Source organism: Devosia sp., from assembly GCF_028290435.1.
Classification (GTDB): domain Bacteria; phylum Pseudomonadota; class Alphaproteobacteria; order Rhizobiales; family Devosiaceae; genus Devosia.
This window is the reverse complement of the sequence record NZ_JAQGJV010000027.1, coordinates 41,638-65,792: the sequence shown is the minus strand read 5'-3', so window position 1 is coordinate 65,792 and position 24,155 is coordinate 41,638. Positions and strand designations below refer to the sequence as shown.

The 24,155-nt window shown below is 62.8% G+C and carries 19 protein-coding genes; 7 read left to right on the top strand and 12 right to left on the bottom strand.

The window, feature by feature from the left end; translation table 11 throughout:
* Positions 1-35: 35 nt before the first annotated feature.
* Both JWP26_RS08065 and JWP26_RS08060 read right to left on the bottom strand, forming a co-directional pair.
* Entirely contained in the window at positions 36-1,256 is a 1,221-nt protein-coding gene (locus JWP26_RS08065) for a hypothetical protein (protein WP_299725525.1), read from the bottom strand.
* 157 nt (positions 1,257-1,413) lie between these two features.
* A complete protein-coding gene (locus tag JWP26_RS08060) occupies positions 1,414-2,337 on the bottom strand; it encodes a glycosyltransferase family 2 protein (protein WP_299725522.1) in 924 nt (307 codons plus the stop codon).
* A gap of 219 nt (positions 2,338-2,556) precedes the next feature.
* On the opposite strand from JWP26_RS08060, the gene JWP26_RS08055 reads away from it, so the two are divergent.
* Positions 2,557-4,152, top strand: a complete 1,596-nt coding sequence (locus tag JWP26_RS08055) for a GMC family oxidoreductase (RefSeq protein ID WP_299725519.1) — start codon at positions 2,557-2,559, stop codon at positions 4,150-4,152.
* Between the two features lie 56 nt (positions 4,153-4,208).
* Here the strand turns inward: JWP26_RS08055 and JWP26_RS08050 are convergent, their stop codons facing one another.
* From JWP26_RS08050 to JWP26_RS08005, 10 genes are read right to left on the bottom strand one after another with little or no spacing between them, the layout of a single operon-like run.
* Positions 4,209-6,101 carry a hypothetical protein gene (locus tag JWP26_RS08050; protein WP_299725516.1) on the bottom strand — a complete coding sequence of 631 codons (1,893 nt, stop codon included), beginning with the start codon at positions 6,099-6,101 and terminating at the stop codon, positions 4,209-4,211.
* A 29-nt stretch (positions 6,102-6,130) separates the two neighbouring features.
* Positions 6,131-7,207, bottom strand: a complete 1,077-nt coding sequence (locus tag JWP26_RS08045) for an ABC transporter ATP-binding protein (protein WP_299725513.1) — start codon at positions 7,205-7,207, stop codon at positions 6,131-6,133.
* A 4-nt stretch (positions 7,208-7,211) separates the two neighbouring features.
* Complete coding sequence (locus tag JWP26_RS08040) at positions 7,212-8,057, bottom strand: carbohydrate ABC transporter permease (protein ID WP_299725511.1); 846 nt, start codon at positions 8,055-8,057, stop codon at positions 7,212-7,214.
* 3 nt (positions 8,058-8,060) lie between these two features.
* Positions 8,061-9,020 carry a carbohydrate ABC transporter permease gene (locus JWP26_RS08035; protein ID WP_299725509.1) on the bottom strand — a complete coding sequence of 320 codons (960 nt, stop codon included), beginning with the start codon at positions 9,018-9,020 and terminating at the stop codon, positions 8,061-8,063.
* 60 nt (positions 9,021-9,080) lie between these two features.
* Positions 9,081-10,331 (bottom strand): extracellular solute-binding protein, encoded by a 1,251-nt coding sequence (locus tag JWP26_RS08030; RefSeq protein WP_299725506.1) that lies wholly within the window; start codon positions 10,329-10,331, stop codon positions 9,081-9,083.
* 59 nt (positions 10,332-10,390) lie between these two features.
* Positions 10,391-11,515, bottom strand: a complete 1,125-nt coding sequence (locus tag JWP26_RS08025) for an enolase C-terminal domain-like protein (RefSeq protein ID WP_299725503.1) — start codon at positions 11,513-11,515, stop codon at positions 10,391-10,393.
* Positions 11,516-11,556: 41 nt separating this feature from the next.
* Positions 11,557-12,444 (bottom strand): carbohydrate ABC transporter permease, encoded by an 888-nt coding sequence (locus JWP26_RS08020; RefSeq protein WP_299725500.1) that lies wholly within the window; start codon positions 12,442-12,444, stop codon positions 11,557-11,559.
* Positions 12,445-12,451: 7 nt separating this feature from the next.
* Positions 12,452-13,387: a carbohydrate ABC transporter permease gene (locus JWP26_RS08015; protein WP_299725497.1), complete on the bottom strand. Its 936-nt coding sequence runs from the start codon at positions 13,385-13,387 to the stop codon at positions 12,452-12,454.
* 58 nt (positions 13,388-13,445) lie between these two features.
* Positions 13,446-14,711 carry an extracellular solute-binding protein gene (locus JWP26_RS08010; RefSeq protein WP_299725494.1) on the bottom strand — a complete coding sequence of 422 codons (1,266 nt, stop codon included), beginning with the start codon at positions 14,709-14,711 and terminating at the stop codon, positions 13,446-13,448.
* A 33-nt stretch (positions 14,712-14,744) separates the two neighbouring features.
* Entirely contained in the window at positions 14,745-15,860 is a 1,116-nt protein-coding gene (locus tag JWP26_RS08005; protein ID WP_299725491.1) for an ABC transporter ATP-binding protein, read from the bottom strand.
* 250 nt (positions 15,861-16,110) lie between these two features.
* Between JWP26_RS08005 and JWP26_RS08000 the strand changes: the two genes are divergently transcribed.
* The 6 genes from JWP26_RS08000 (at position 16,111) to JWP26_RS07975 (ending at position 24,154) form a co-directional block, all read left to right on the top strand.
* On the top strand, positions 16,111-16,764 hold the full coding sequence (locus JWP26_RS08000) for a GntR family transcriptional regulator (protein WP_299725489.1): 654 nt from the start codon (positions 16,111-16,113) through the stop codon (positions 16,762-16,764).
* Between the two features lie 464 nt (positions 16,765-17,228).
* Positions 17,229-18,632: a TolC family protein gene (locus JWP26_RS07995; RefSeq protein WP_299725487.1), complete on the top strand. Its 1,404-nt coding sequence runs from the start codon at positions 17,229-17,231 to the stop codon at positions 18,630-18,632.
* Positions 18,633-18,899: 267 nt separating this feature from the next.
* A complete protein-coding gene (locus tag JWP26_RS07990) occupies positions 18,900-21,098 on the top strand; it encodes a type I secretion system permease/ATPase (RefSeq protein WP_299725485.1) in 2,199 nt (732 codons plus the stop codon).
* On the top strand, positions 21,095-22,426 hold the full coding sequence (locus tag JWP26_RS07985; RefSeq protein ID WP_299725483.1) for an HlyD family type I secretion periplasmic adaptor subunit: 1,332 nt from the start codon (positions 21,095-21,097) through the stop codon (positions 22,424-22,426). The genes JWP26_RS07990 and JWP26_RS07985 overlap by 4 nt, the downstream gene beginning before the upstream one ends.
* Positions 22,416-23,054: a ribbon-helix-helix domain-containing protein gene (locus JWP26_RS07980; protein ID WP_299725481.1), complete on the top strand. Its 639-nt coding sequence runs from the start codon at positions 22,416-22,418 to the stop codon at positions 23,052-23,054. The genes JWP26_RS07985 and JWP26_RS07980 overlap by 11 nt, the downstream gene beginning before the upstream one ends.
* On the top strand, positions 23,051-24,154 hold the full coding sequence (locus JWP26_RS07975) for a hypothetical protein (RefSeq protein WP_299725479.1): 1,104 nt from the start codon (positions 23,051-23,053) through the stop codon (positions 24,152-24,154). The genes JWP26_RS07980 and JWP26_RS07975 overlap by 4 nt, the downstream gene beginning before the upstream one ends.
* Position 24,155 lies beyond the last annotated feature (1 nt).

Here is a 24,155-nt window from a genome sequence, read left to right as displayed (position 1 = left end):
ATTACGCCGGGCCCCAATCTCTCAATCCCCAAATCTCAGTATCGGCGCGTCTGGTGGCGAAGCGCCTGCACCACGCCACGTGATCGCCAGGCATAGAGCATCCAGCCGAACTCATAGGGCCGGCATTCGCGATCGACTTTGACCGGCGGAAACACGGTATCGAGGCCCGGCAAGTGCCAGCCGGCGCTGACCGCGGTGGTGACGGCAGCGACCGAGCGAACCAGCTTGGGCGGCTCGTTGCGACCAATCTTGCGCCAGATCACGCCATCTTCGGCAGAGATCATCGGCTCGTCGGTTTCGGGGCGTCGGTCGAGCCAGCCCAGGCCCTTGGCCAGGGCCGCGCGATGGTCGGTGCCGCCGGCCTCGTTTAGATCGAGCAGCGCCATCGGCGCCATGGCATGCTGGTGCACGCTATAGACCGGATAGCCCTCGACCACGCTGCCGTCGCGCGTGTCGTAATGCCACCACCACTGGCCGGCTTCGCCCTGCAGCGCCACGATCCGCGCCGCACATGCCTCGGCGGCGCGCAGCGCCACCCGGTCGCCATCCATGTAGCCCAGCCGCGCCAGCGCTTGGATCGGGTAGACCTGATCGGCAAAGCAACCCACATGGCCGCGCGCAAAACCAGCCGCATTCGCCGGCGTGAAATGGCGGAACAGGCCGCTATCCGACTGTGCATGCAGCAGGAGCAGCCGGCTGGCCAGCCGCTGCACCTCGGCCGTCGGGCCGAGATGGCGAGCCGCAAGGGCTGCGGTCAACGCCCACGCGCAGGAAACGGTCTGAATTGAGTTGTCATGGCTCAGGCTGGTTTCGAGTAACGCGAACAGCTCGCCGGCAAATACCCCGGCCGTCTCCGCCGCAGCCCAGGCCGCCAGCGCTATGGCGCCCGGCTCGCCGGACTTTGCCGCCCGCTCGATGCAGGCCAACGCCAAGTCGACGGCCGTCTTGCCATCCAGCACGGAGCGCTGCTGGGCTTCGGTGGTCCAAGCCAGCCCTTGCGCCACGTTAATGGTGTAGCGCAGGTTATCGCCTTCAGGAATTACCCCCGAGCCGTTCCGGCTGCCGACGCCCCGCATGGTATGGGGGAAGTGCAGATCGGGCAGTGCCATGCGTCGCAACCCATTGACGGCCAGGTCGCACAGTTCGGGCAACCGTTCGCGGGCCGAGGCGAGCTTGGGGTCCAAAGCTTCGATCCGGTCGACCCCCTCGCCGGCGAAGTCGTCATACTTGGAGCGCCCAATCACATCCTGCAGCATTCTGCTTCCTCGCCTTGATGCCAAATTTGCAGATCGCCTGCCTGCCAACAGTTGCATGAGCCCGCCTGGGGCACACTTCGCTCATGCGATGGAGGCCGGGCAGATCGGAGGAGTGCCGAACCGGTTGATCTAGCTCGATCGATGCAGCGGCCGCGGTTCAGCGGTTTTCCCGGTTCCACATGTCCACCATGCCGGCGGCGTTGTCGTGCCAGACCAGTCCCACCATCCGGCGCGCACGGTAGAGACGGACGCGGGTGACGCAGCGCAGCGCCAGCCAGCGCTCGCGCCAGCTGGTGACGCGGTCCGACTTGCAGATGCGCAGCAGTTCAAGCGGGGGCGACGCCGCCATGACGGCGCTCTTGGCCAGCCAGCGCAGCTTTCCCCACTTCGCGTCGCCGATTTCGCGGAATTCATGAGCGACGTGACGATCCCAGCGCCGCGCCAGCTCGGCGAAGGACGTGCATGAGGGCGTATAGACCCGAGCATCCTTCAAGTAGGTGATGAGGTAGCCCATGGACGTGGCGCGCTGGCCCCATTCGGTATCCTCCATGGTGCCGATGCCGCCAAACGGACCCACGGAACGGAAGACATCGGTGCGGACCGCCATGTTGCCGGTGGCGGCAAATCCAAGTTGCTCGACGTAAAGCCGCGTGCGGTAGCTGTAGATGTTCTCATAGGCCTCGACTGCGGTCAGCTGGTCCACCGCGGCGGGCCGGATGCGAATATCGCCGCCGGCGAAGTCGACCTCGGGACGCTCGTCGAAGCCGCGCACGATTGCCGCCAGCCAGCCCTTGGCCGCGACGCAATCCGCATCGATGAAGGCCAGGATTGGTGCCGCGGCCATCGCCGCGCCCAGATTGCGCGCGGGGCCCGGTCCGGGGGTGGTTTCGCGCAGCAGCCGCACGCCAGGAACGAATGTCGCCGCAAAGTCGGGCATGGTGCGCGAACCGTTATCGACCACAATGATCTCGAAGGGTAGGTCCGGGGTCCGCTGCGCATCGAGCGATTGCAGGCATTTCCGCAAATCGTCGGGCTCGTTCAGGTGCGGGATGATGACGCTAACTCTGGGCGGCCGAACCATAGGTCCAATTCTCCCGCAATCGGCGGCCGGACGAGGTCACGCGCCGTTGCATTGGTGCTGTTTTCGCCTGTCAGAGTGTGGCGGTGGGCCGTGGGCGGCAATAACCCCATCATGGCTGGGCGATAGCTCGAATTGATGCTGCCACCGTCCCATAATGTGCAGAACACCTCGCCGTGATGTCGGCCTAGGGTCTGCGCGTAGCGTGCCATGGGGGAACTGATGGCCATTCTGGATTTGTCGGTAGCTGGCCCTGACCTGGGGGAAACGGCCTCGTTTTGCGTGGTTGGGGCGGGCATAGCGGGATTGCTGCTGGCCACCAGGTTAGCCCGGCGCAAGCGCAAGGTCGTCGTGCTCGAGAGCGGCAGCCTGCGGTTCGATCCGCAAATTCATGCCCTCAATGAAATTGACGACCCGGCCCGGCGCTACTCGCGGGCGTTGACCGGACGCTATCGCGGGTTGGGCGGCTCGTCCTCGCGCTGGGGCGGCCGAATGATCCCGATCAGCCCGGCCGATAGCGGCGATCGCCACCATATCGCCCAGCATGAATGGCCCATCAACCCAGACGTGCTGGATGGCTATGAGCCGGAACTGGAGACGCTCTTTTCAGTGGGGCACGACTCCTTCGACGAGATCGATTCAGTCACCCCAGGCCTGTCGGGACTGCTGCGGGCCGACGAGGAAGACTTCAAGGCTCGCTGGGCGAAGTGCCCGACCTTCAAGCGCTGCAATATCGTCACCATGCTGGGGGATGAACTCAGGTCGAGCCCGTATGTTACCGTGTGGCTCAACGCGACGGTTGGGGGTTTCGGTCTCGACCGGGAGGCTGGCCGGCTGCTGGCGCTCAAGGCGCAGAGCCTGTCGGAGCGTCGCATCGAGGTGACGGCGGATCAGTTTGTCATTGCGGCGGGGACCATAGAATCCACGCGCCTGCTGCTCTTGCTCGACGAAGCCAGCGACCGGCATGCCTTTGCGGGCACCGATGCGCTGGGGCGCTACTTCCAGGACCACCTCAAGGCCGAAGTGGCGCAGGTCGATCGTCACCGCTCGGCGCTCACCAATCATCTGCTGAGCTATCGCTTCGTCAAGGGGACGCGGCGGGACCTGCATCTGGAGCTGTCGCACGACGCCCAGGAAACCGAGGCCGTTTCCAGTGCGTTCGTCTACGTTTCGATGGACCTGGCCAATAGTGGCCTCGCGGCAATCAAGAGCATTGCCCACGGGCTGCAACAGCGAAAAGTCGAGATCAGGCAGGTCGGCTTGGCCATGAGGGACTTTAAGCTGGTAGCCAAAGGCGCCTTCTGGCGGCTGTGGCACAAGCAGCTCTATGTGCCCCCAGGCATAGCCTTTCGGCTGATGACGTCGATCGAGCAACTTCCCCATGCGCAAAACCGCATCACCCTTTCGGACAAAAAGGATCGCCTTGGCATGCCCAAGGCCCGGTTTGACTGGAGGCCCCGCGCCGCCGACGAGCGGACCTTTCGCGCCACCGCGCAGCACCTGAAGCATTATTGGCAGCGCTCCGGCTTCGACAACCTGTGTCCGCTGGTGTGGGATCCATCGGTAACCAATCCCTACGGCCATATCACCGACAAGGCGGAGGCCTGCGCCCATCCTTCGGGTTCGGCCCGTATGGGGACCAATCCTGCAACGTCGGTGGTTGGCCCCGACCTGCGCTGCCATGCTTTGCCCAATGTGGCAGTGGCCAGCGCCGCGGTGTTTCCCACCGCTGGCAGCGCCAACCCCACCTTCACCATCATGAAGCTGGCGCTATGGTTGGCGGACTCCTACCAGCAATTGCCCTTGCAGCTCTTCTAAGGGCAATTCCCTACCGGGCCGGTTGTCACGTCACGGAGGCATCCTCCTCCTCGGATCTAAACTTCTCGCCCAACGAGTGGCGCGGGGCCCGAGGCGGCGCTTTGCCATGGGGTGTCATAGTTGGGGGCGTTGGCGAAGCGGCGCATGCCAAGCTCCAGTTGCGCTGTCGCGCCGGGGGGCAGGGTGACGAGGAGCCAGCGGCCGGCGGCATCGAAGCGCTCGCCATCGAGCGAGCCGCCATCGAATACATGCTCGCCGAAGACGCCGGCCTGGATAATGACACGCCGCGCCGCGAGGGCATCGGTGTTGACCAGGGTCAGCGCGGCGCTCGTGTCGGCCAATCTATCCACCAATGCGGCTACGCCCGGCGGGAGGCCGGGACGTTGCGCGTCGGCGTCGAAGTAGCGCAAACGCGCCAGTTGCAACCCGCCGTGGTAGACGTGCATGGGTCCGCCTAGCGTGAGCTGCGCTAGGCCTTCGAGCACCATGGGGGTCAGCTGCTGCCACATGTGGATGGTCATGGATTCGCGGAAGTGATCCATGGTTTCGGGATCGTTCTCGGGCGCGCGGAACGCGGCGATCTGATTTGAAATGGTCGTCAGGTTGGCTTCGAGCAGGGCCTCGGGATAGTCAGGATTGCCGCCGCGGATGAATTTGAACCACTGCGCTGTATTGCCGTTGAAGCCCATATGGCCGCCATTGGAAGCGCCGTAACCATGATAGGCCGGATTGACGTCGTCGAAGAGATGACCGGCCCAGCCGCGTTCGGCCCGCTCGGCATCTTCTTCGGCCATCGAGACGTTCCACAGATAGGTGCCGTACATCGGATGCATCGGGCGGAAGTCGCGCCAGCCAGCGTCGTAGTGCCGGTTCGGCACCACTTGGATGCCGTTTTCCTCGCGCCGCAGGTCCCACAGCATGTCGAGTTGCGAGCGGGGCAGGTCGAGGTGGCTCATATCGCCGGTGAGCAGCGCTGCGTTGACGCCGGCGATGCACATGGGCTCCAGCAGCGAGAACGAGCCGTGCGGCCAGCGCCAGCCGTAATAGCCGCCCCACCATTTGCCATCATTGTATTCGCCAATTTCGCCGGACAGCCCGATATTGTCGGGCGTAATACCGCCATTGCGCGCCGTACGCTCGGTCCAGGCGCCGAGATAATCGATGACCCAGCTTCGGTATTTTTCGTCGCCCGTATAGGCGAAGGCGTGGGTCATCAGCGATGTGGCGCCGAGATTAAGCGGCACGTCCCCGCGCGATTGCCGGCTATTGATGCGCTCCAGGATGTCCGCATAGGTGGCGTCGTTCGACCACGGAGTCTCGGTGGCGTAGCGATCGATGCCGGGGATATCCTCGAACGGCGGCAGATAATTGTCGAGGATTTCGCGATGGGTCGACCAGTCCTCGCCCGTCTGCTCGAAGCGCGGCCCCTTGCTACCGCTGATCGGCGAGCGGATGAGGCGCTTATCCACATCGTAATTGAGCGCTTCCTTGTCCTCGCCATTGTAGAAGCCCGCAAAGCGGCGCGCGCGTTGCCGGTCCTTGGGCACGCTCGGGTCGGCCAAGCCGAAGAAGTAGAAGAACAGATTGCTCTCGCCGTGGTGCATCCAGTCGTAGTAGGCGTCGTATTCGCGGTGGACCTGGCCATATTCGGTCCACTGCCAGGTGATGCCATCCCAGATGGTGCGCGAGCGTAGATAAACTTCTTCGCTGCCGCCCAGCGCGTAGAACAGGGGCATGTTCATGAACCCCTCATAGGGATCGTCCGAACCGTCCATGCCCGGCCACCGGTCGCGCCAGATCAGCGTTCCGTCGGCGCGCGTATAGCGATCGGCAAACTCGATCGCGGCCCGGTCGAGGACGCTGAAAATCTGCCGTTGCAGCAGCGCCCATTTCGGAATGGTGGCGATGCGCGTGGCGACGATTTGGGTCAGCTTGGAAAGGTCAGTCATGGTGCTTGCTCATGGATGGCGTGCGCAGATCAAATCCGGTTGCCGGTATCGGGATCGAAAAGGTTGATGGCGGCGCTATCCACCGCAAGGGTCAGCGGTTGGCCTGACACGGGGCGAGCCTTCGGACCGAGCCGGGCGGTGATCAATTGCCCACCCACATTGACGATCACCATGGTGTCGGGGCCGGTCGGCTCGATGATGTCGACGGCGCCGGTCAGGGTCGCGGCCCCCGGTCCTGCATGCAGGGTCTCCGGCCGGATGCCGGCCACCACCGTGCGTCCCACGAAACCCGCAACATCCTGCGTCAGGTCCGGTAGCGCCAGCGTCCCGCCGTCATAGCGCAGTTGGAGGCTGCCACCCGGCGACTCCAACGTGCCCTTGAGGAAGTTCATCGTTGGCGAGCCGATGAAGCTGGCGACGAACATGTTGGCGGGGCGCTCATAGATGGTCTCGGGATCGGCCAATTGCTGGATTACGCCGTCTTTCATCACCGCAACCTTGGTGCCGAGCGTTAGCGCCTCGACTTGGTCGTGGGTGACATAGACCGTGGTGGTGCCCAGTCGCTCATGCAGCCGCTTGATCTCGGTGCGCATCTCGACGCGCAGCTTGGCATCGAGATTGCTGAGCGGCTCGTCGAACAGGAACAGGTCCGGATTGCGCACGATCGCGCGACCCATGGCCACACGCTGGCGTTGCCCGCCGGACAGCTGGCCCGGCTTGCGGTCGAGTAGGTGTTCGATCTGCAGCAGCTCGGCCGCACGGTTGACCGCCGCGTCACGGTCCTTGGCGTCGACTTTGCGCATCTCGAGCCCGAAGCCGATATTCCGGCGTACCGGCATGGTCGGATAGAGCGCGTAGGACTGGAACACCATGGCGATGTTGCGGTCCTTGGGATGCACGTCGTTGACATTGCGGTCGCCGATCAGAATGTCGCCGCCCGAACTGGTTTCGAGGCCGGCAATGATCGCCAGCAGAGTGGACTTGCCGCAGCCCGAAGGCCCCAGCAACACGAGGAACCCGCCGTCTTCGACGTCGATATCGATATTGCTGAGCACCTCGACAGTGCCGAAGCTTTTACGGACGGAGTTGATGGAGAGTGTTGCCATGGGTCTAGCCTTTGACTGCGCCGGCGGTGAGGCCGGCCACCATCGCCCGCTGCACCAGGGCAAACAGGACGATGACGGGAAGAATGGAAATCATGCCGCCGGCGGCGAGCATGCCCCAGGGAAGCTGGAATTCGCCGACCATCAATTGCAGCCCGACCGGCCAGGTGCGCGAACCGGTGCTGGTGGTCAGCATCAGGGCGAACAGATATTCGTTCCACGCCGCGATGGCGACGAAGACGCAGGTGGCCAAAAGGCCGTTGCGGGCGATTGGAATGACCACCATGAACATGGCGCCCAGCCGTGTGGTGCCGTCGATGCGTGCCGCGCTTTCGAGCTCCTTGGGCGCCGCGTCGAAAAAGCCTTTCAGCATCCATACGAACAACGGCAACAGGAAGCTGGTATAGGCCACGGCCAGTCCGAAGGTGCTGTCGAGCAAGCCCACCTGCCGCATGACGATGAACAGCGGGATGATCATCAGCACGGCCGGGAACATGCGCACCACGAGATAGCCCAGCATCAATTGCGTGCGACCCTTGAACTGGAAGCGGGAGAACGCGTAGGCGGCGACGGTGCCGGTGAGCAGGCAGATCAGTACGGTCGTTGACGTGACGATCAGGCTGTTGATCACCAGCGTCGGATAGCTCGACTGGTTCCACAGCTTCACATAGTTGTCGAACGTAATGCTCGGCGGGATGTAGTGCATCGTGCGGGTGACGATGTCGCTCTCGACCTTCAGCGAGGTCAGGAAGGTCCAGAGGATCGGCGCGATGCAGATGAAGGCCAGGCCGATCAGCACGATATAGCTGATGATGTCCCAGACCAGTTTGGAGCGTGAGCGGGTAGAGGCCATGGGTCAGTCCTCGTTCACTTTGGAGAGCCGCACATAGGCCCAGGCAAACACCATCAGCAGCACGAACATCACCACCGACAGCGCGCCCGCATAGCCGAAATTGAAATCCTTGTAGGCGGTCTGGAACGCATAGAGCGACAGCACCTGCGTCGAGCGGCCGGGGCCGCCGCTGGTCAGGATCAGCAGGAGATCGGGTGAGTTGACGAGCCCGATGACCCGCAGGATGACTGCTGCGGCAATGATGGTTTTCAGCATCGGCAGCGTAATCAGCCGGAGCTGCGAGAACGCGCCTGCGCCGTCGATATCGGCGGCCTTGTAGAGGTCCGTTGGGATGCCCTTGAGCCCCGCCAGCAGCAGCAGCGTGAAAAACGGAAAACTGTGCCAGGCCTCGACCACGATCGCCGCGGCCATGGCGGTGGTGGGATCGGCGAACCAGGCCTTGTAGCCTTGCAACAGGCCGACTTTGACCAGCAGGTCGTTGATCACGCCCAGTCGGGGGTCGAGCATTAGCGCCCACATATGTCCTGCTACCACGTTGGGCAGGAAATAGGGGAGCAGGATCAGCACGGCCAAGATCTTGCTGCCGGGCAGGTTGCGGTTCAGCGCCAGCGCGGCGACAAGCCCGACCACAAATTCGAGCGCAATGGCCGACGTCACCCACACCGCCGTATTGCGCAGCGAGACCCAGAAGATCGGATCGGTCACCATGCGCTGATAGTGCTTCAGCCCGACCCAGCCATTGCCGAGGCCCGGACGATTGAGCCGCATCTCGTGGAAGCTCATCTGCATGCCGTAAAGCGTGGGGTAAATTACCACGGCGCAGATCAGCAGCGCGCTCGGCAGCAGCAGCAGGTACATCCAGTACCGCGTCTCGCTGAGTTCGCCGATCCAGCGCAATGGATTGTAGCGATCAAATGCCGACCGCCGAGGCGGCGAATAGGCAGGGCCTGTAGTCGAGATCATCTGGCCTCGCTTGTGTTCGGAAAGGGGAGGCGGCCGGGTCCCCGGCCGCCTAGGCATGATTTAGCCAATGGCCTGCGCAAGGCCGTCAATCATCTCATCGACCGCCTGTTCGGGGGTCGCTTCCTTGATCAGTACGCGTTGGAAGGCAGGCAGCACGACCCCCTCGGCCCAACCCGCAGAACCGGGAAAACTCGGCGCCGGAATGCCGAAGGCCAGCGTATCGGCGGCCGGCTTGTAGAGCGGGTTGCCCGAAATGCGCTCGTCCTTGGCCGCCGCGGTCGAGGCGGGGAAGTAGCCGGTCTTTTCGAGGAAGGCGATTGCGGCATCCGGCTCGCCCCAGAACTTGAGCCACTCCCAACCGGCATCGATTGTGTCGGGGTTGGTCACGGTGTTATAGGCGTAGCCGAGGCGCGATATCTTATTCACCGGGCCGGCAGGGATGACCGCCGTGGCGAACTCAACGCCCGGCTTGAGCAGCTTGGCATTGTCCTGGAACGAGCCGGTGTGGTGCCACACCATGGCCGTCTGGCCCGTCTGGAACGCTTCCATGATTTGCCGAAACCCGTCATTGGGCGCGCTGGGCGGCACCGCCCCGTCGCGGGTCAACAGGCCCGCCCACCAGTCCACGGCTTCGATGGCCTTATCCCGGTCGAGGCCAATCGTGCCATCGTCCTGCACCAGCTTGGCGCCGAACCCTTCCATGACGTTGATCACATAGGCCTGCCCGCCAGCACCGGCGCGCATGCCGAAACCGTAACGCCCCTTGGCGGGGTCGGTCAGCTTGATGGCCGCGTCGCGGAATTCCGCAAAGGTGGTGGGTGGCGCCAGGCCCGCCTCGTCGAACCAATCCTTGCGGTAATACATCCAGTCCACAAAGGTGAAGGCGGGAACGCCATAGACCTTGCCGTCCACGGTAATCGACTTGAAGCGGGCATCGTCAAAATCGGCCCGCCGGTCCCAACTGGCGATGCGGTCGGTCAGGTCGGTGAGCCCGGCCATGGCAACAAGATCGGCCACACGTTCGGACGCCACCATGGTCGTGTCCGGACGGCTGCCCGAGACCACAGCCGCGGTGACCTTGGCCATGAATTCGGGATTGGGGATATTCTCCTGCGTGACGGTAATTTCGGGATGCGCCGCAGCGAACAGCTTCATCACCTCGTCGAGCCCGGCAAATTCGGATTGGCTGGTGAATGTGTGCCAGTAATTGATCGCGGTCGATTGGCCGAACGCATGCGCCGGCAGCAAGGCCGAGGCGGCCAGCGCCCCTCCGCCCATCTTCAGGACTGAACGTCTATCGAAACCCGTCATTGATAACTCCTCCATTTGTTGGTTTCAGTGATGCATTGCTTGCTTTTTTGCTCTTGGGGTCAAGCCAGCCTTTCGGTGACCTCGATCTTGGTCAGGGCCGCCTTGTCGAGCGCGTCCCAGTCATAGTGGTAGCCAAGGCCAGGCTCGTCGGTGACAGTGAGATTGCCACCCACGATCGAGAGTGGACCGAGCTTGTCGAGGCCCTTGATCTGCTCCTCGTTCATGATCAGCTGTTCGTAATAGTCGTTGTTGGAGATGGCGGCGCAAAGCTGGGCATTTTCCAGCCCCATGCCGTGCACCTGGGCCCGCATGCCAAAGCTTTCCGACATGTGCGCGATCTTCATCGCCCCGGTGAAGCCGCCTTTGTAGAAGGTGGAGACGCGGGTCATGTCGAGCGCCTTGGCCTCGATCCAGCTCGCCATGTTCCAATGCACGCCATCGGAGGTTTCGGCCGCCAGGATCGGAATATCGAGCTTGTCGCAAAGCTTGGCATATGAGCCGAGATAGAACTCGCGCATCGGCTCCTCGTACCAGAGGAAACCGAGATCCTGGATCGCCTTGCCGAACTCCAGCGCCTCGACATAGTCCCAGCCCGCCGAGCCGTCGAACATCAGGTCGGCATCGGGTCCAACCCATTTGCGCAAATTGGTCGAGAGCGCGATGTCGCGCTTCACGTCGCCCCAGGCATGAAGCTTGAACGCCGTGAAACCGAGGTCCCGGCTCATCTTGATGTAGCGTTCGTACTCGTCCATCGTCGGCCAGGTGACGGTCGACGCATAGGCCGGTACCACGCGGTCATGGCCGCCCAGCATCTGGTAGATCGGCATCTTGGCCTGCTGCGATTTGACGTCCCAGCACAGCATGTCGAGCATGCCGAGCGAGCGCATATGAACTTCCTCGATGCGGTCGATTTCCCACATCAGGTTCCACATCCGCTCGGTCAGCAGCGGATTTTCGCCGATGAACCAGTTGTAGCGCCGCCGCACCAGGTCGATCACGGCATCGCCGCGTCCCACCTCGATGGCGCCCACGAGCCCGCTATCGGTTTCCATGCGGATCACCGCCTTGCGCGGCTTGGTGCCACGCGGAATGTCACCATGCGAGCCGGGCAGGCCATCGCGCCAGATGAATTTCGGCCCCGGCTCGGTCTCGACCAGCCAACCCGTGAACCCCGTGATCTTCATTGCATCCTCCGTCAGTATGACTATTGCGACCGCGCCGGCCGCTAACCTTTTTCCGCGCCCGACAGCATGCCGGAGCGCACGAAGCGTTGCGCCGCCATGAAAATCAGCAGCACCGGCAGTACGACCAAAATGGCGGCCAGCACCACTTCGGGCTTCTTGATCGGCACGTCATTGGACGGCAGGTTGCTGAGCGCCCCAGAGCCGCTCACCAGCGCCGTCAGCCCAACCGGCAGGTTGTAGAGCTTGTCGTCGCTGAGCAGCACGAAGGCCAAAAAGTAGTTCGACCAGATGGCGAGGAAACTGAAGAACGCCACGAGCGCAATGATCGGCCGCGCCAGAGGCAGCGCGATGCGGGTGAACAGCTGGAAGCGATTGCAGCCATCGACCCGGGCGGAATCCATCACGCCCTTCGGCAGCGAGCTCGAGAAATAGACGTAGGTCAGGTAGACGCCGAAGGGGAAGAACCCCGAGGCCAGGATCATGCCCGCGTAGGTATTGCTCAGGCCCAGCAGGTTCATCTCGAGAAATATGGGCAGCACCACCGCTGTGCTGGGCGTGATCATGGCGATCAGCGTCAGCAGCAGGATCAGCTTGCGTCCGCGAAACTCCGACAGCGCCAGCGCATAGCCGCCGGGGATCGAGGCCACGAGCGACAGCAGCACCCCGCCAACCGAATAGATCAGCGAATTGGTCGCCCAGCTGACGATCTGGAAATTGTTGTAGCTGGTGAGGTTATTCCAGGTGCGGGTGAACGCCTTCCAGGTGCCCAGCGCAAATGGCGGATCGCTGAGCAGCGACGCCTCCGAGCGCGTACCCGCGATGAACAGCCACAGCAACGGAATGCCGTAAAAACACACGGCGAAGGCCAGCGTCGCATAGACGACGAAGCGGCCAAGGTTGAGGCGGATGGGGGCGGTTCTCGTGCTCATACTGCCCTCAATCGATCTTGTAGAATTTGGTGGCGAAGACGATCACCAGGGCGATGGCGATGGACGCGCCGACCAACATGGTGCTCAGCGCCGCCGAAGCGCCAAAATCGCCCATGCGGAAGGCGTATTGGAACGCCATCTGGTTGAGCGACCAGTCGTTTTGAGCAAACTGCGGGCCAGCCAAACCCATCAATTGCGGCTCGACGAACAACTGCAGCCCGCCCGCCAGCGACAGGATCGCCATCAGCACCAGTGAGCGCCAGATCAGCGGCAGCTTGATGCGCAGCGCCAGTTGGAACCGGTTGGCCCCATCGATCCGTGCGGCCTCCATCACTTCGACCGGCAGGCTCGACAGCGCCCCGCCGAACACCACGATCCAGCCGCCGGAACTCGAGAAATACGCCATGATGGCAAAAATTCCGGCCAGCCCGACGCCGGAAATGACCTGGGCCCGCGTGCCCCAGCCCAGCCCGTGCAGCACCGGCTGGAACGGGCTTACCGAGGGGTCGAGCACGAATAGCCACAGCACGACTATGGCCGATGAGGTCACCGCGCCGGGAAGGAAATACACCGTACGCAAGGCATTGGCGGTTCGCCGTCCAACGCTGTCGAGCATCAGCGATAAGGTCGCGACCCCGATCACCGTCATGGCGACCCAGATACCGACGAAGCCGAGCACGTTGAGCACGCTGGCCGGCACTCGGAAATCGTTGAAGACGAACTGGTAGTTCGTCACCCCCCAGAACACCATTTCGATGGTGTCGAAGAAGCTGAGGCCGAACGCATAGGCGATCGGGAACAGTCCGAACATGGCGAGCAGCAGCAGATAGGGCGCCAGCAGCAGATAGGACATGCGGGTATCGCGCCGCGCCTTCTGCTTTTCCTTGCGGGCGCGCTCGCTGGCCGCAAGCCTTCCGTCTGATGTCATCGCCGTAGCGCTCATGAAAACCCTGCTGCCGTCGCGGCCGGAAACGCCAAAGCGCATCCGGCCCGTGGTTGGCTCACTCGACGGTGTAGCCGTTGAGCTTGGCGAGGTTGGTCAGCTCGGCCTGCAGCGCGGGCAGGGAACCTTCCACCGTGCCGCCGCCGCTCAACCCTTGCACCACAACCTTGGCGATAGCGTCGGCGACGACGAAGCGCAGGCTGGTGTAACCGGGATGGCTGAATGCTGCGGCGGCCACTTCGACGTCGAACACATCGGGGCTGGCATAGTAGGAGTCGGCCTTGAGCCGGGCGCCCCAGGCTTCAGCCGAGGGACGATGGGCGGGCAGCGTCACCGCCGCGGTCTGGTTGGCCACATCGGTGGCCATCCAGGTGATGAGATCGACGACTTCAGACGGATGAGCGGTATCTTTCCAGCCCCCATAGGTGCCGCCACCCCAGCTCCAGGTCAGCGGCTGGCTCTGGTCGTCCCACTTGAGGGGCAGTGCCGCGACAAGCTTGCCGGCGGGCAGTTCGTAGGTCGGCTTGATGACATATTCGCCGAACCATGTCGGCCCCACCATCAGCGGCACCTTGCCGGTCTTGGCGAGGTTGACGAAATCGGGCTCGAACGTGCCGACCTTGGACAGGCTCCCATTGGCAATCATGGTGTCCACCATGCGCGCCGGCTTCAAGCACTTTTCGGTCGTCAGATCGATCTTGACCGTATCCGGCTTGCCCTCGACCGGCATCACCAGATCGCATCCGTCAGACACGAGATAGCTTTGCAGGACCGCCGACTCGACGCCGCTGCCCAGCACATAGCCCTGCGGGCCAAGCTCGGCGCCAAGCGCCTGGAACTCTTCCCAAGTGGTAGGAATGGGCTTGCCCAGCGCCTCCATGGCGCTCTTGTCGTACCAGACGATCATGTGCGCGAGGTCATTGCGCAGGCACAGCAGCTTGCCATTGACGTGGCAGGGCGAATTGCCATTGGGGTAGAACTCGTCCTGCAGCGCCTGCGGCACCTTGTCGGTCAGGTCGAGCAGGTAGTTGGACCGGCGGGTGGAGAGCTGGGCCGTGTAGCCAATATCGGACATGAAGATCACGTCCGGGATTTCGCTCTTGGCCTGCAGCGCTAACTGAATCTTGGCGATCAGGTCGGCCGGCGCCACCGTGGTGACGTTGAGCGTGACGGCGTCGTGCGTCTTGTCATAGAGATCGAACATCGTCAGGCGCGGTGTGTCCGACCAGACATTGAGCGTCACCGCATCCTGCGCGCTCGCAACGCCCGCCGTCGCCCCCAGCATCATCCCGCCCATAAGTGCGGCGGCCCTAAAACCATGCATCAGTCTCTCCTCCTCATGTCCGGACTTTGCCGGTTATCGCTGTGTTGCCGACGTCATGACTGCGCCGGCGGCGTTGAAAACATGCACATCTGGCGTCCTGATCCCGACGCGAACCGTGTCTCCCGGCTCGAGATCGGAATGCCCCATCACCTGCATGGTGAGCATCTCGGACGTCCCCGCATCCAGATACGCAAAGGTGATATTGCCGAGCCGCTCAATGGACTCGACTTTGGCGGGCAGGACGGCCATGCCGTTTGGCACGCTCGTATCCGTCGCCATGATCGCCAGCATTTCGGGCCGCACGCCGAGCGTGAGCGCATCGCCGATGGCGGCGTCGGCCAGGGCGAGTCCGAGCCGGGGTGTTGCATTGGCGGCAAGTTCTACAACCGCCTGGCCGCCTGTTTTCTCCAGAACCCGTCCAGCCATCAGGTTCATCTTGGGTGAGCCGATGAAGCCGGCGACGAACAGGTTGTTGGGCCTGGCATAGAGTTCGAGCGGTGGCCCGACCTGCTGGATGCGGCCGTTGTCGAGCGCCACGATCCGGTCGGCCAGCGTCATGGCTTCGACCTGGTCATGAGTGACATAGACCATGGTGGTGCCCAGTTCGCGGTGCAGCCGCTCGATTTCGAGCCGCATCTGCACTCGCAGCGCCGCATCGAGGTTCGATAGCGGCTCGTCGAACAGGAACACCTTTGGATTGCGCACAATGGCGCGGCCGATGGCGACGCGCTGGCGCTGCCCACCGGACAATTGCGCAGGCGACCGGCTCAGCAATGGCTCAAGCCGCAGGATGCGCGCCGCCTCCTTGACCCGCTTGTCGGTCTCCTCGCGGCCAACCCGTGCAAGCTTCAGGTTGAAGGCGATGTTGTCGTAGACATTCATGTGCGGGTAGAGCGCATAGGACTGGAAGACCATGGCAATGCCGCGGTCGGCCGGCTCATCGAACGTTACGTCCTTGCCGTCGATCCTTATCTCGCCGCCGCTGACCGTCTCGAGGCCCGCGATCATGCGCAGCAGCGTCGACTTGCCGGAGCCCGAGGCGCCGACAAACACCACGAACTCACCCTTTTCGATGGTCAGGTCGGCGCCCTCGATGACGCTGACCGGGCCGAACGACTTGCTGACATTGTTGAGTTCGACTTCGGCCATCTAGAGGCCCCAAAAAGCGCAGCGCGCTATCGATCGCATAGGCTTTCCTCCGTTGAGATATCATTGCGGTCTAATAATATCTCACGTCAAGCGGGTCTGTGGATAATTGCCCGGACGGATTGGCGAATTGCGCTTCTCGCGCGTCCGTTGAGTTTCAAAATTCCTTTGTATGCTAGCATTTTCGTGAGATTTCTAAATTGCCATCAGATATACCAAAGGCTGAGACCGCAATATCGCCTCGCAGGTAAAGATGTCCGACGCCCGCCAAGACAATGATGGATACCGCCGCTTCCGCAAGGCGATGCAGGCCGGCACGCTACAAGCGGGCATGGTGGTGACGCAGAACGAGCTGTGCGATCTGCTTGGCCTATCGCTGTCGCCGCTGCGCGAAACGCTGGTCCTGCTCGAGGAGTTCGGGCTGGTCGAGATCAAGCCGCGCACGGGAATCCGGATCGTCTATCCGGAGGTGGCGTTCATTCGTGAAAACTACCAGTTCCGCATCATGATCGAGGTGTTCGCGCTACGCAGCTTCGGCGACACCGTCACCGAAGAGTGGCTCGCCAATATGCGCGAGAGCCACGAGGAGGCCCGCCTCAACCTCACTGAGGGCGGCCCGTTCGAGGTATCGCTGCTTCGCTTCACCCGGCTGGACATGCGCATGCACCGCGAGATCGTCGAGGCGCTGGGCAACCGCGCCATCCTCGATACCCACGATCGCGTGCAGGAGAATATTCGCATGGCCCAGCAGGTGCATCGCCGCCCGGGCTTCCGCAGCGCTCTGCTCAAGACCATCGACGAGCATCTTGAAGTGATCAGGTGCCTTGAGACTCGGGACGTTGAGGGCGCCGTCGCGGCGATCGAGGCCCATTTCCGCGCCTCCACCCATCGCACTTTTGCCGCCTGAACGCATTCGGGTAACCGTGTCAGCGGCGGCGGTGCCTCTTTCGAGCTATCCGTATAGCCCAATTGTTGCAAATTTACCCTTTGGTGGATAGAAGCGTGGCATGCTGACGGCTCTACTTGTATGCTGCGCGGGTTGTCAGTAAAAAGCGGCGCTGGTTGTTGTGGGGGGGAGACATAGCGGCTGGTATCGATTCTGAAGGAGTCTGAGGCGCTGCGTGACAGTGACCGGCAATTTCAGACTACGTATTTCCGGCAGTTCTTTTTGTCCTCACGATATGAACTAGACTGATTTCGCATGCGGGATGGCGTGTGAAACCTGTGAGATGACGTTGCTGATGCTGAATTGGTGCTGGGTGCAGGACGCGCTCCATCGCCGCTGTTTGGTCCGACAACGAACGAGACGTGCCTGTCCGCAGTATTTTGCGGGTACTCTCTGTGTAGATTTTGAATAGGCTTGGGGGCCATATGTTTTCGAATTTCTTGCGCCTGTTGGCGCTGGGGACTGCACTGTCCACCGCGCTTATTGTGCCGGTGTCGGCCATGTCGCTGCGAGACGCCACGCAGCTTGCTCTCGAATCCAATCCTGAAATCGGGCAGGCAATCCAGAACCGGGAGGCAACCGAATTTGAGTTGCGCCAGGCCCTCGGTTTGTATGCGCCGCGCGTTGATCTTGAAGCCTCGACCGGTGCTCAATTGCTGAGCAGCCCGTCGCGTCGCGCCGCAGGGATCGACGACAGCGCGCTGTATCCCTCCCAGGTCGCGCTTGTGGCGACTTTTGATCTTTTGGACGGTGGGTTCCGCGACGCCGAAGTGTCGCGCCAGGCGGCCCGTATCGATGGGGCGTCGTTCCGCGTGCTCGAGCGCAGCGAATTCATCGCATTGCAGATCGCCCGCGTTTACTATCAGGTCCTGCTGCAGCAGCGCATTGTCGCGCTCAATCAGCAGAATGTGGGCTTCCACGAATCCATGCTGCAGGACGTTTCCAGCAGCATCGAAAGCGGCCAGTTGACTGAGGCCGATCGCTTTCAGGTTATCGAGCGCATGGCTGCGGCCCGCGCTCGCTTGACTGAAGCGGCCGTCGAGCTTGAAGCTGCCCGCATCGAGTTTGATCTGTTTGTCGGCACGCGTCCCGACACCGTTGCGATGCCGCCGCGCGTTGGTGGATCGCTGCCAAAAACGCTTGTGGCCGCGATCGAAAGCGCGCGCGTCAACAATCCGATGGTTCGTATCGCCAATGCGGATATCGACGCGTCGGCGGCCCTGGTCTCCCAGGCACAAGGCGCCTTTGGTCCAAAGCTGCAGTTTGAGGCACGCGCCTCGACCGGATTTGATGTCGGTGGCACCGAAGAAGTCACCCAGGACCTGAGTGGGCGTTTGTCGCTGCGCTGGAACATCTTTGATGGTGGCGTCAAGGACGCCCAGGTGCAGGAGCAGGTGCGCCGCCAGTCCGAAGCGATCTATGCTCAGGATCAGGCTTTCCGCGAAGTCGAAGAGGCCGTGCGTACGTCCTGGCTGCGTTTGCAGACCCAGGGAACGCTCTATGCGACCTATCGTGATCAGCTCGATGCCTCGGCCAAGTTGATTTCTGCGTATCGCGAGCAGTTCGGTGTCGGTGACCGTTCGCTCCTCGATGTGCTTGACGCCCAGAACACCCGCGTGAACGTTCAGATTTTGCAGGAAACCTCGGCCTTCGGCGTCAATTTTGCCGAATACCGGCTGATGGCGGCGACGGGCCATCTGCTCAGCTTTATGGGCCTTGAAGCGCCCAAGCAGGCTGGTGCCTATGCGCGCGATGCGCTCAAGGTTGAAACCTGGGATGGCACCGAGCCCGAGCGCAAGCCGCTCGACCTGACGTCTTTCGTCAATTGAGCCTACGCTACGGCCGGAAGCCGTAGCGCCGTTCGATATTGCGATGCGATGACGGGCCGCAAGCTGCGAATGACGTCGCGAATGGGCTCGGCACTGGTGCCGGGCTCAATTGTTGACTGGCGCTCCAGCAGTTTACCGTAACGCAATACTATCCGCGATTGGTTTGCTGCCGGGTGCTAATGCTGTGGCGCGGCGAGATCCTAAATCCCGCGTTGTTTGCCCAGCGGCGTGTGGTATGGGGCGGCCCGGGGGGCTCGTGTTTTTGAGATGAAGTTTGACGACAGTTTGGAGGGCGACGCAGGGTTGCCGCAAGCCCAATTGGGCAAGCCGGGCGCCGAGGCGCCGGAAGCCCCACCCCAGGGCAGCGATCAAATCCTTGCGGCGATTCAGTATCTTGCCCGCCTCTGGCGCAAGCCTGACTCGCGTTCGTTCCTGACGGCCGGCCTACCGCTTAACAATGACCGGATGACGCCGGAACTGATCGCCCCCGCCATGGCGCGGATTGGCGTGGTCACCGCGAGCGTGACGCGGTCGCTGCATGGATTGGCGGATTATGAGATGCCCGCCATCATGCAGGGTGCCGATGGCCGTTTCCTGATCTGCCTGGGGCGGGAAGGGCGCAAGGCCTATCGCTGCTACGACGCCTCGCGCGGCGAGGAACGGATCGTCGACGCCAAGACCCTGCGCAGCAAGGAGCCGAGGGCCCTGCTGGTCCTGACGCCCAATTACGAAATGGTGCAGGAGAATTCCGGCATGCGCTTTGCCCGGTCCGGGCATTGGCTGTGGTCCGCTTTCAAGGGCCATGGGCGCAGTATTGCCTATGTGCTGGCCGCCGCGACATTCATCAACATCTTTGCCATCGCGTTCCCGATTTTCACCCTCAACGTCTACGATCGCGTGCTGCCAAACGCGGCGATCTCCACCCTCTGGGTGCTGGCTCTGGGCCTGCTGCTGGTGTTGATCTTTGATATCGCGCTCAAATTGGCGCGCGGGGCGATCATCGACCATGTTGGCCGCAGCATCGATTTCCGGCTGTCGTCGCTGTTGTTCGATCGCGTGCTCAATACGACGATGGACGCTCGCCCCGCCTCGACGGGCGCTTTCGTCAATCGCATCGCCCAGTATGAAATCCTGCGCGATTTTCTGGCCTCGAGCACGCTGGTCATGTTCGTCGACCTGCTGTTTCTGGGCATTTTCGCCTATGTGATCACCTTGCTGGTGGGATGGCTGGTGCTGTTCCCGCTGATTGCCGGCGTTATTTCCATCGCCTTTACGTTGGCTATCGGCTGGCTATCCGGCCGCGCTGTATCGTCGGCGCTCAAGGAGTCTTCGGCCCGCAATTCAATTCTGGTCGAGGCGCTGACGGGCTCGCAATCGGTCAAGGCCTCGCGCGCCGAAGGTCAAATGCTGCGCCGCTGGGAGGCGACGGTGCTGGCCTCGTCCGACACCCAGAATACCATCAAATGGCTGCAGTCGATCTCGACCAACGTCACCTCGACGCTGACACAGTTGTCGATGACCGGCATCATCATCGGCGGTACCTTCATGGCGGCCGCCGGCAATATCACCATGGGCGCCATCGTTGCGGCGATGATGTTGTCGAACCGGCTGATCGCGCCGATTTCCATGATTTCCTCGATGCTGCTGCGCACGCGCAGCACCATGGAAGCCTATCGCACAATCGGCGCCATCATGCAGATGCCCGACGAGCGCAGCGCCAAGGACGGGTTCTCCGCCCGCAGCGTCAACCAGGGCCGTATTGTCCTCAACAAGGTGCGCTTCGCCTATCCCGGCAGCAAAAGCTACGTGCTGGACGGCATCAGCTTTACCGCAACGGCTGGCGAGAAAATTGGCATCATCGGCCGCATCGGCTCGGGCAAGACGACTTTGGGACGCCTGCTTGTCGGCTTCCACACCCCCAGCGAAGGCGAAATCCTGATCGACGGCGCCGATATCGCGCAGTACCACCCCGCCGACCTGCGGCGTGGCGTCGGCCTGGTGCTGCAAGATCCCGAACTGTTCAACGGCAGTGTGCGCGAGAACATCCTGATGGGTGACCCCAGCGCCAGTGAGCAGCGCATGCTGCAGGCAGCACAACGGGCGGGCGTCGAAGACTTCGTCTCGCGCCATCCGCAGGGCTATGACATGCAGGTCGGCGAACGCGGCATCCTGCTCTCCGGCGGCCAGCGCCAAGCCATCGCCCTGGCTCGCACCATGCTGGTTGAACCCAAGATACTGTTCCTCGATGAGCCATCCAGCTCCATGGACCTGGCGACGGAACGGCAACTCATCGCCAATCTCGAGGCCAGCCTGACCCCCGACCAGACCGTACTGGTGGCAACCCATCGCTATAGCGTGCTGTCGCTCGTCAGCCGCCTGATCGTGCTCGATAACGGTCGTATCGTCGCTGATGGTCCGCGCGATGATGTGCTGAACCATCTCAAGGCGCGCGGGGGTGCGGCATGAACGCTCCATTTTCCACCACCGCGCGGCATCAGGGCCACAATCTCCTCAGCACCCAGCCGCCCCCCAAGGGGTGGCTTTACGTCGTCGTCATCATCGGCGTGTTCTTCATCGTTGCGCTGACCTGGGCCTCCTGGGCCGAGATTGACGAGATCAGCCGGGCCGAAGGCCGCGTCATTCCTTCGGGCAAGTCGCAGATCATCCAGAGCGCGGAAGCCGGTGTTGTCACCGATATCCTGGTCCGCTCGGGCGAGCGGGTGAGCAAGGGTCAGCAACTGATCCAGCTCGACGATACCAATACGGCCTCGAGTGCGGGCGAAGTGCAGGCCCGGGTCCTGGCGTTGCTCGCGCAAACCACCCGTCTGGCCGTGGAAAGCCAGGCGCAGGACGCTGGCGCGTTTATCTGCCCCGCGGAAATAGTGTCGTCGGCGCCGGAAATCTGCGACAGCGAAATCCAGTTGTTGACCACCCGCGCCGCCAGTCTGACGCAGGGCAAGGACGTGCTGATCCAGCGCGTCGAGCAGCGCAGCCGCGAACTTGGTGAGGTCAACGCCAATCAGAACCGGCTCAGCGGCAATCTTGCCTTGGCACAGCAGCGCCTAGACTTGATGGGACCGCTAGCCCAGAAGGGTCTCGTTGCGCAAACCACCTATCTGAGCATGCAGAGCGAAGTCAGCGATCTGTCCGGCCAGATCGCCGGCGCCAACGAATCCAAGGCACGGCTTGATGCCGCGCTGAAGGAAGCCCAGCTCCAGGTCGACCAGGTGACGCTGCAGTTCCGTCAGGATGCGCTGGCGGAATTGACCGTGCGCCGCGCCGAACTCGCCAGTGCCCAGCAGCAGCTGCGCGGCGCCGAGGACCGGGTGATGCGCACCGATATTCGCTCTCCGGTGGATGGCGTGGTCAACAGCATCGAGGTCAACACCATTGGTGGCGTCGTGGCCGCGGGCACCCGCCTGCTCGATATCGTGCCGATATCCGACACCCTGCTGGTCGAGGCCCATCTCAAGCCCTCCGACGTGGCCTTCATCCTTCCCGGGCAGCAGGCGCGCATCAAGCTGACGGCCTATGACTTTTCCATTTTTGGCGGGCTGACCGGCGAAGTCACCAACGTGTCGGCCGACAGCATCGTCGATCCCAACACCCGCGAAACCTATTACCTCGTCCAGATCCGTGCCGATAAGGCCGTGCTGCAATATCGAGGCCGCGAACTGCCGGTGCTGCCCGGCATGGTCACCAGCGTCGATATCCTCACCGGCAAGCGGACGATTTTGCAGTACCTGCTCAAGCCCATCAACAAGACCCGGCTGGAGGCACTGAGTGAGCGATAGCGCGCGCTTGGTCGCCGAGAATGACGACACTGCCGAGAGCGGTAGCAGGCTTGCTCAACTGACCCGCCCCGAATTTCGCACCCTCACCACGCCTGGCGGCCGCAAGGGCGTTCGGCTGGAGCAGGTGTTCTGGAATGCCTTGAGCATGCTGAGCGCTGGCGCCGGCCAAAAGCGGTCGCGCTTTGTTGCCAAAATCCTCGAAGAAGCAAACGAGCAGGACATCAACGCCACCGGCGCAATCCGCAGCGCCACCGTGGACCTGCTGATGGAAGAGCTGCAGCGCCTGCTGCCATTGGCCAATGCCGGCACCATGATCAGCCTGTTGCAGGCCGGCCCCGCACCCTCCTTTGCGCTCGACCGGCGCAAGCGGCTGGTTCAGGCCAATGCCGAATTTCTGCGCTATCTGCGCTCGGTCGGCGGCGCCATCAGCGGCGCAACGCCCGTCGATGCGGCGCAACTGTCATTGGAGCGCCCGCTCGAAGCGCTATTTGACGAACTGGTTTCAGGGGGGACGACCGAGTGCGGCATTTCCATTCGCTTCGGCAATCGCGATCGGCGCACGACGGCACGATTGCTGCTGGTCCCGCCGGCGCCGGCGAGCGTCATCCTCGGCTATATCCTGGCGTGAAATCCTCCCCAATGCTGCGCCGCCTGGTGATTCTGGGCCAGGCGATGACCCTGGCAGCGCTGCTCACCGCCTGCTCCACCATGCAACAGGTCGGGCTGGCACCCGCGCCAACTGTCCAGCCCCCGATGGTTGCCGAAACCGTCGGCACCGGCCAACTGGTCATCGGCGTATTGAGTTTTGCCGAGCCGCTGAACCGGTCCGGCGGCGCTGCAGATTCGACCGCGCTGGCCGCCAAGCTGGCGGCCCAGTCCATTACCAAGCATCCTGTCAGCGTGGTCATTCGTCCGCAGGCCGACGGTGCGGCCAAAGATGCCCAGGCATTCCAGGCGGCCAATGTTCGCCTGACAATCGGCGGCAACGAGGTTCGGGCGCTCGCTGGCCTAGCCAAGGCGATGGCGCCGCGTAAGGTGCCTACGATCGCCCTGGCGTCGCTCAGCGACACCGCAAGCCTGTTATACGGCGCGGGTCTCGCGCCCCGGGAGGAGGCCGCTGCCCTCATCACCGAGGCCAAAAGGCTCGGCTATGGCAGGCTCGGTATTGTGGCTGGCGCCGGGTTAGACAGCGCCAGTTTCGCGACAGCCGTCGCCGACATTGCCTCCACGCAAACTATTGCGGTTGTCCGCATCGACGCAGCCAAGCCCGGAGCATTCCAGGCAGAGCTTGCGGCCGCCCTTGCCGCCGGCAAGGTCGATGCGTTGGTTTTCGCAGTTGACCCACAACGGGCTGCGGAACTGATCGCCCTCGCCGATCCCGCCACGATGGCCGGCATCGCCATCGTCGGCAATGCCGGCTGGACCCTGGCCGAGCCTCTGCCGCCTGCCGTCCGTACCTCTTGGTATCCCTCGCTGCCGCGCGCCGGCATCACCGCTTTCGTCACGCGTTTTCGGGCCGCCTACAACGCCACGCCAACCCTGGCCAGTGCCGTGGTCTACGATCTGGTCGTGATGGCGGCGGTGCTGGACCAGATGGCAGGCGCCGAAGCGTTCAGCAGCAAGACACTGCAAAGCGATCTCGGTTTCACCGGCTTTACTGGCCCCTTTACTTTTGGCGCCCTGGGCCTCGTGCAGTCACGCAGCTACGAGATCGTCACCGGCCGCTGAC

Bases quoted from the DNA above. Each gene is read 5' to 3' on its own strand.
- JWP26_RS08055 (WP_299725519.1), top strand. From the start codon at position 2,557: ATGGCCATTCTGGATTTGTCGGTAGCTGGCCCTGACCTGGGGGAAACG.
- JWP26_RS08015 (WP_299725497.1), bottom strand. From the start codon at position 13,387: ATGAGCGCTACGGCGATGACATCAGACGGAAGGCTTGCGGCCAGCGAG.
- JWP26_RS07995 (WP_299725487.1), top strand. From the start codon at position 17,229: ATGTTTTCGAATTTCTTGCGCCTGTTGGCGCTGGGGACTGCACTGTCC.
- JWP26_RS07985 (WP_299725483.1), top strand. From the start codon at position 21,095: ATGAACGCTCCATTTTCCACCACCGCGCGGCATCAGGGCCACAATCTC.
- JWP26_RS08000 (WP_299725489.1), top strand. From the start codon at position 16,111: ATGTCCGACGCCCGCCAAGACAATGATGGATACCGCCGCTTCCGCAAG.
- JWP26_RS08005 (WP_299725491.1), bottom strand. From the start codon at position 15,860: ATGGCCGAAGTCGAACTCAACAATGTCAGCAAGTCGTTCGGCCCGGTC.
- JWP26_RS07990 (WP_299725485.1), top strand. From the start codon at position 18,900: ATGAAGTTTGACGACAGTTTGGAGGGCGACGCAGGGTTGCCGCAAGCC.
- JWP26_RS08020 (WP_299725500.1), bottom strand. From the start codon at position 12,444: ATGAGCACGAGAACCGCCCCCATCCGCCTCAACCTTGGCCGCTTCGTC.
- JWP26_RS08030 (WP_299725506.1), bottom strand. From the start codon at position 10,331: ATGACGGGTTTCGATAGACGTTCAGTCCTGAAGATGGGCGGAGGGGCG.
- JWP26_RS08040 (WP_299725511.1), bottom strand. From the start codon at position 8,057: ATGGCCTCTACCCGCTCACGCTCCAAACTGGTCTGGGACATCATCAGC.
- JWP26_RS08045 (WP_299725513.1), bottom strand. From the start codon at position 7,207: ATGGCAACACTCTCCATCAACTCCGTCCGTAAAAGCTTCGGCACTGTC.
- JWP26_RS08050 (WP_299725516.1), bottom strand. From the start codon at position 6,101: ATGACTGACCTTTCCAAGCTGACCCAAATCGTCGCCACGCGCATCGCC.
- JWP26_RS08025 (WP_299725503.1), bottom strand. From the start codon at position 11,515: ATGAAGATCACGGGGTTCACGGGTTGGCTGGTCGAGACCGAGCCGGGG.
- JWP26_RS08065 (WP_299725525.1), bottom strand. From the start codon at position 1,256: ATGCTGCAGGATGTGATTGGGCGCTCCAAGTATGACGACTTCGCCGGC.
- JWP26_RS08010 (WP_299725494.1), bottom strand. From the start codon at position 14,711: ATGCATGGTTTTAGGGCCGCCGCACTTATGGGCGGGATGATGCTGGGG.
- JWP26_RS08060 (WP_299725522.1), bottom strand. From the start codon at position 2,337: ATGGTTCGGCCGCCCAGAGTTAGCGTCATCATCCCGCACCTGAACGAG.
- JWP26_RS08035 (WP_299725509.1), bottom strand. From the start codon at position 9,020: ATGATCTCGACTACAGGCCCTGCCTATTCGCCGCCTCGGCGGTCGGCA.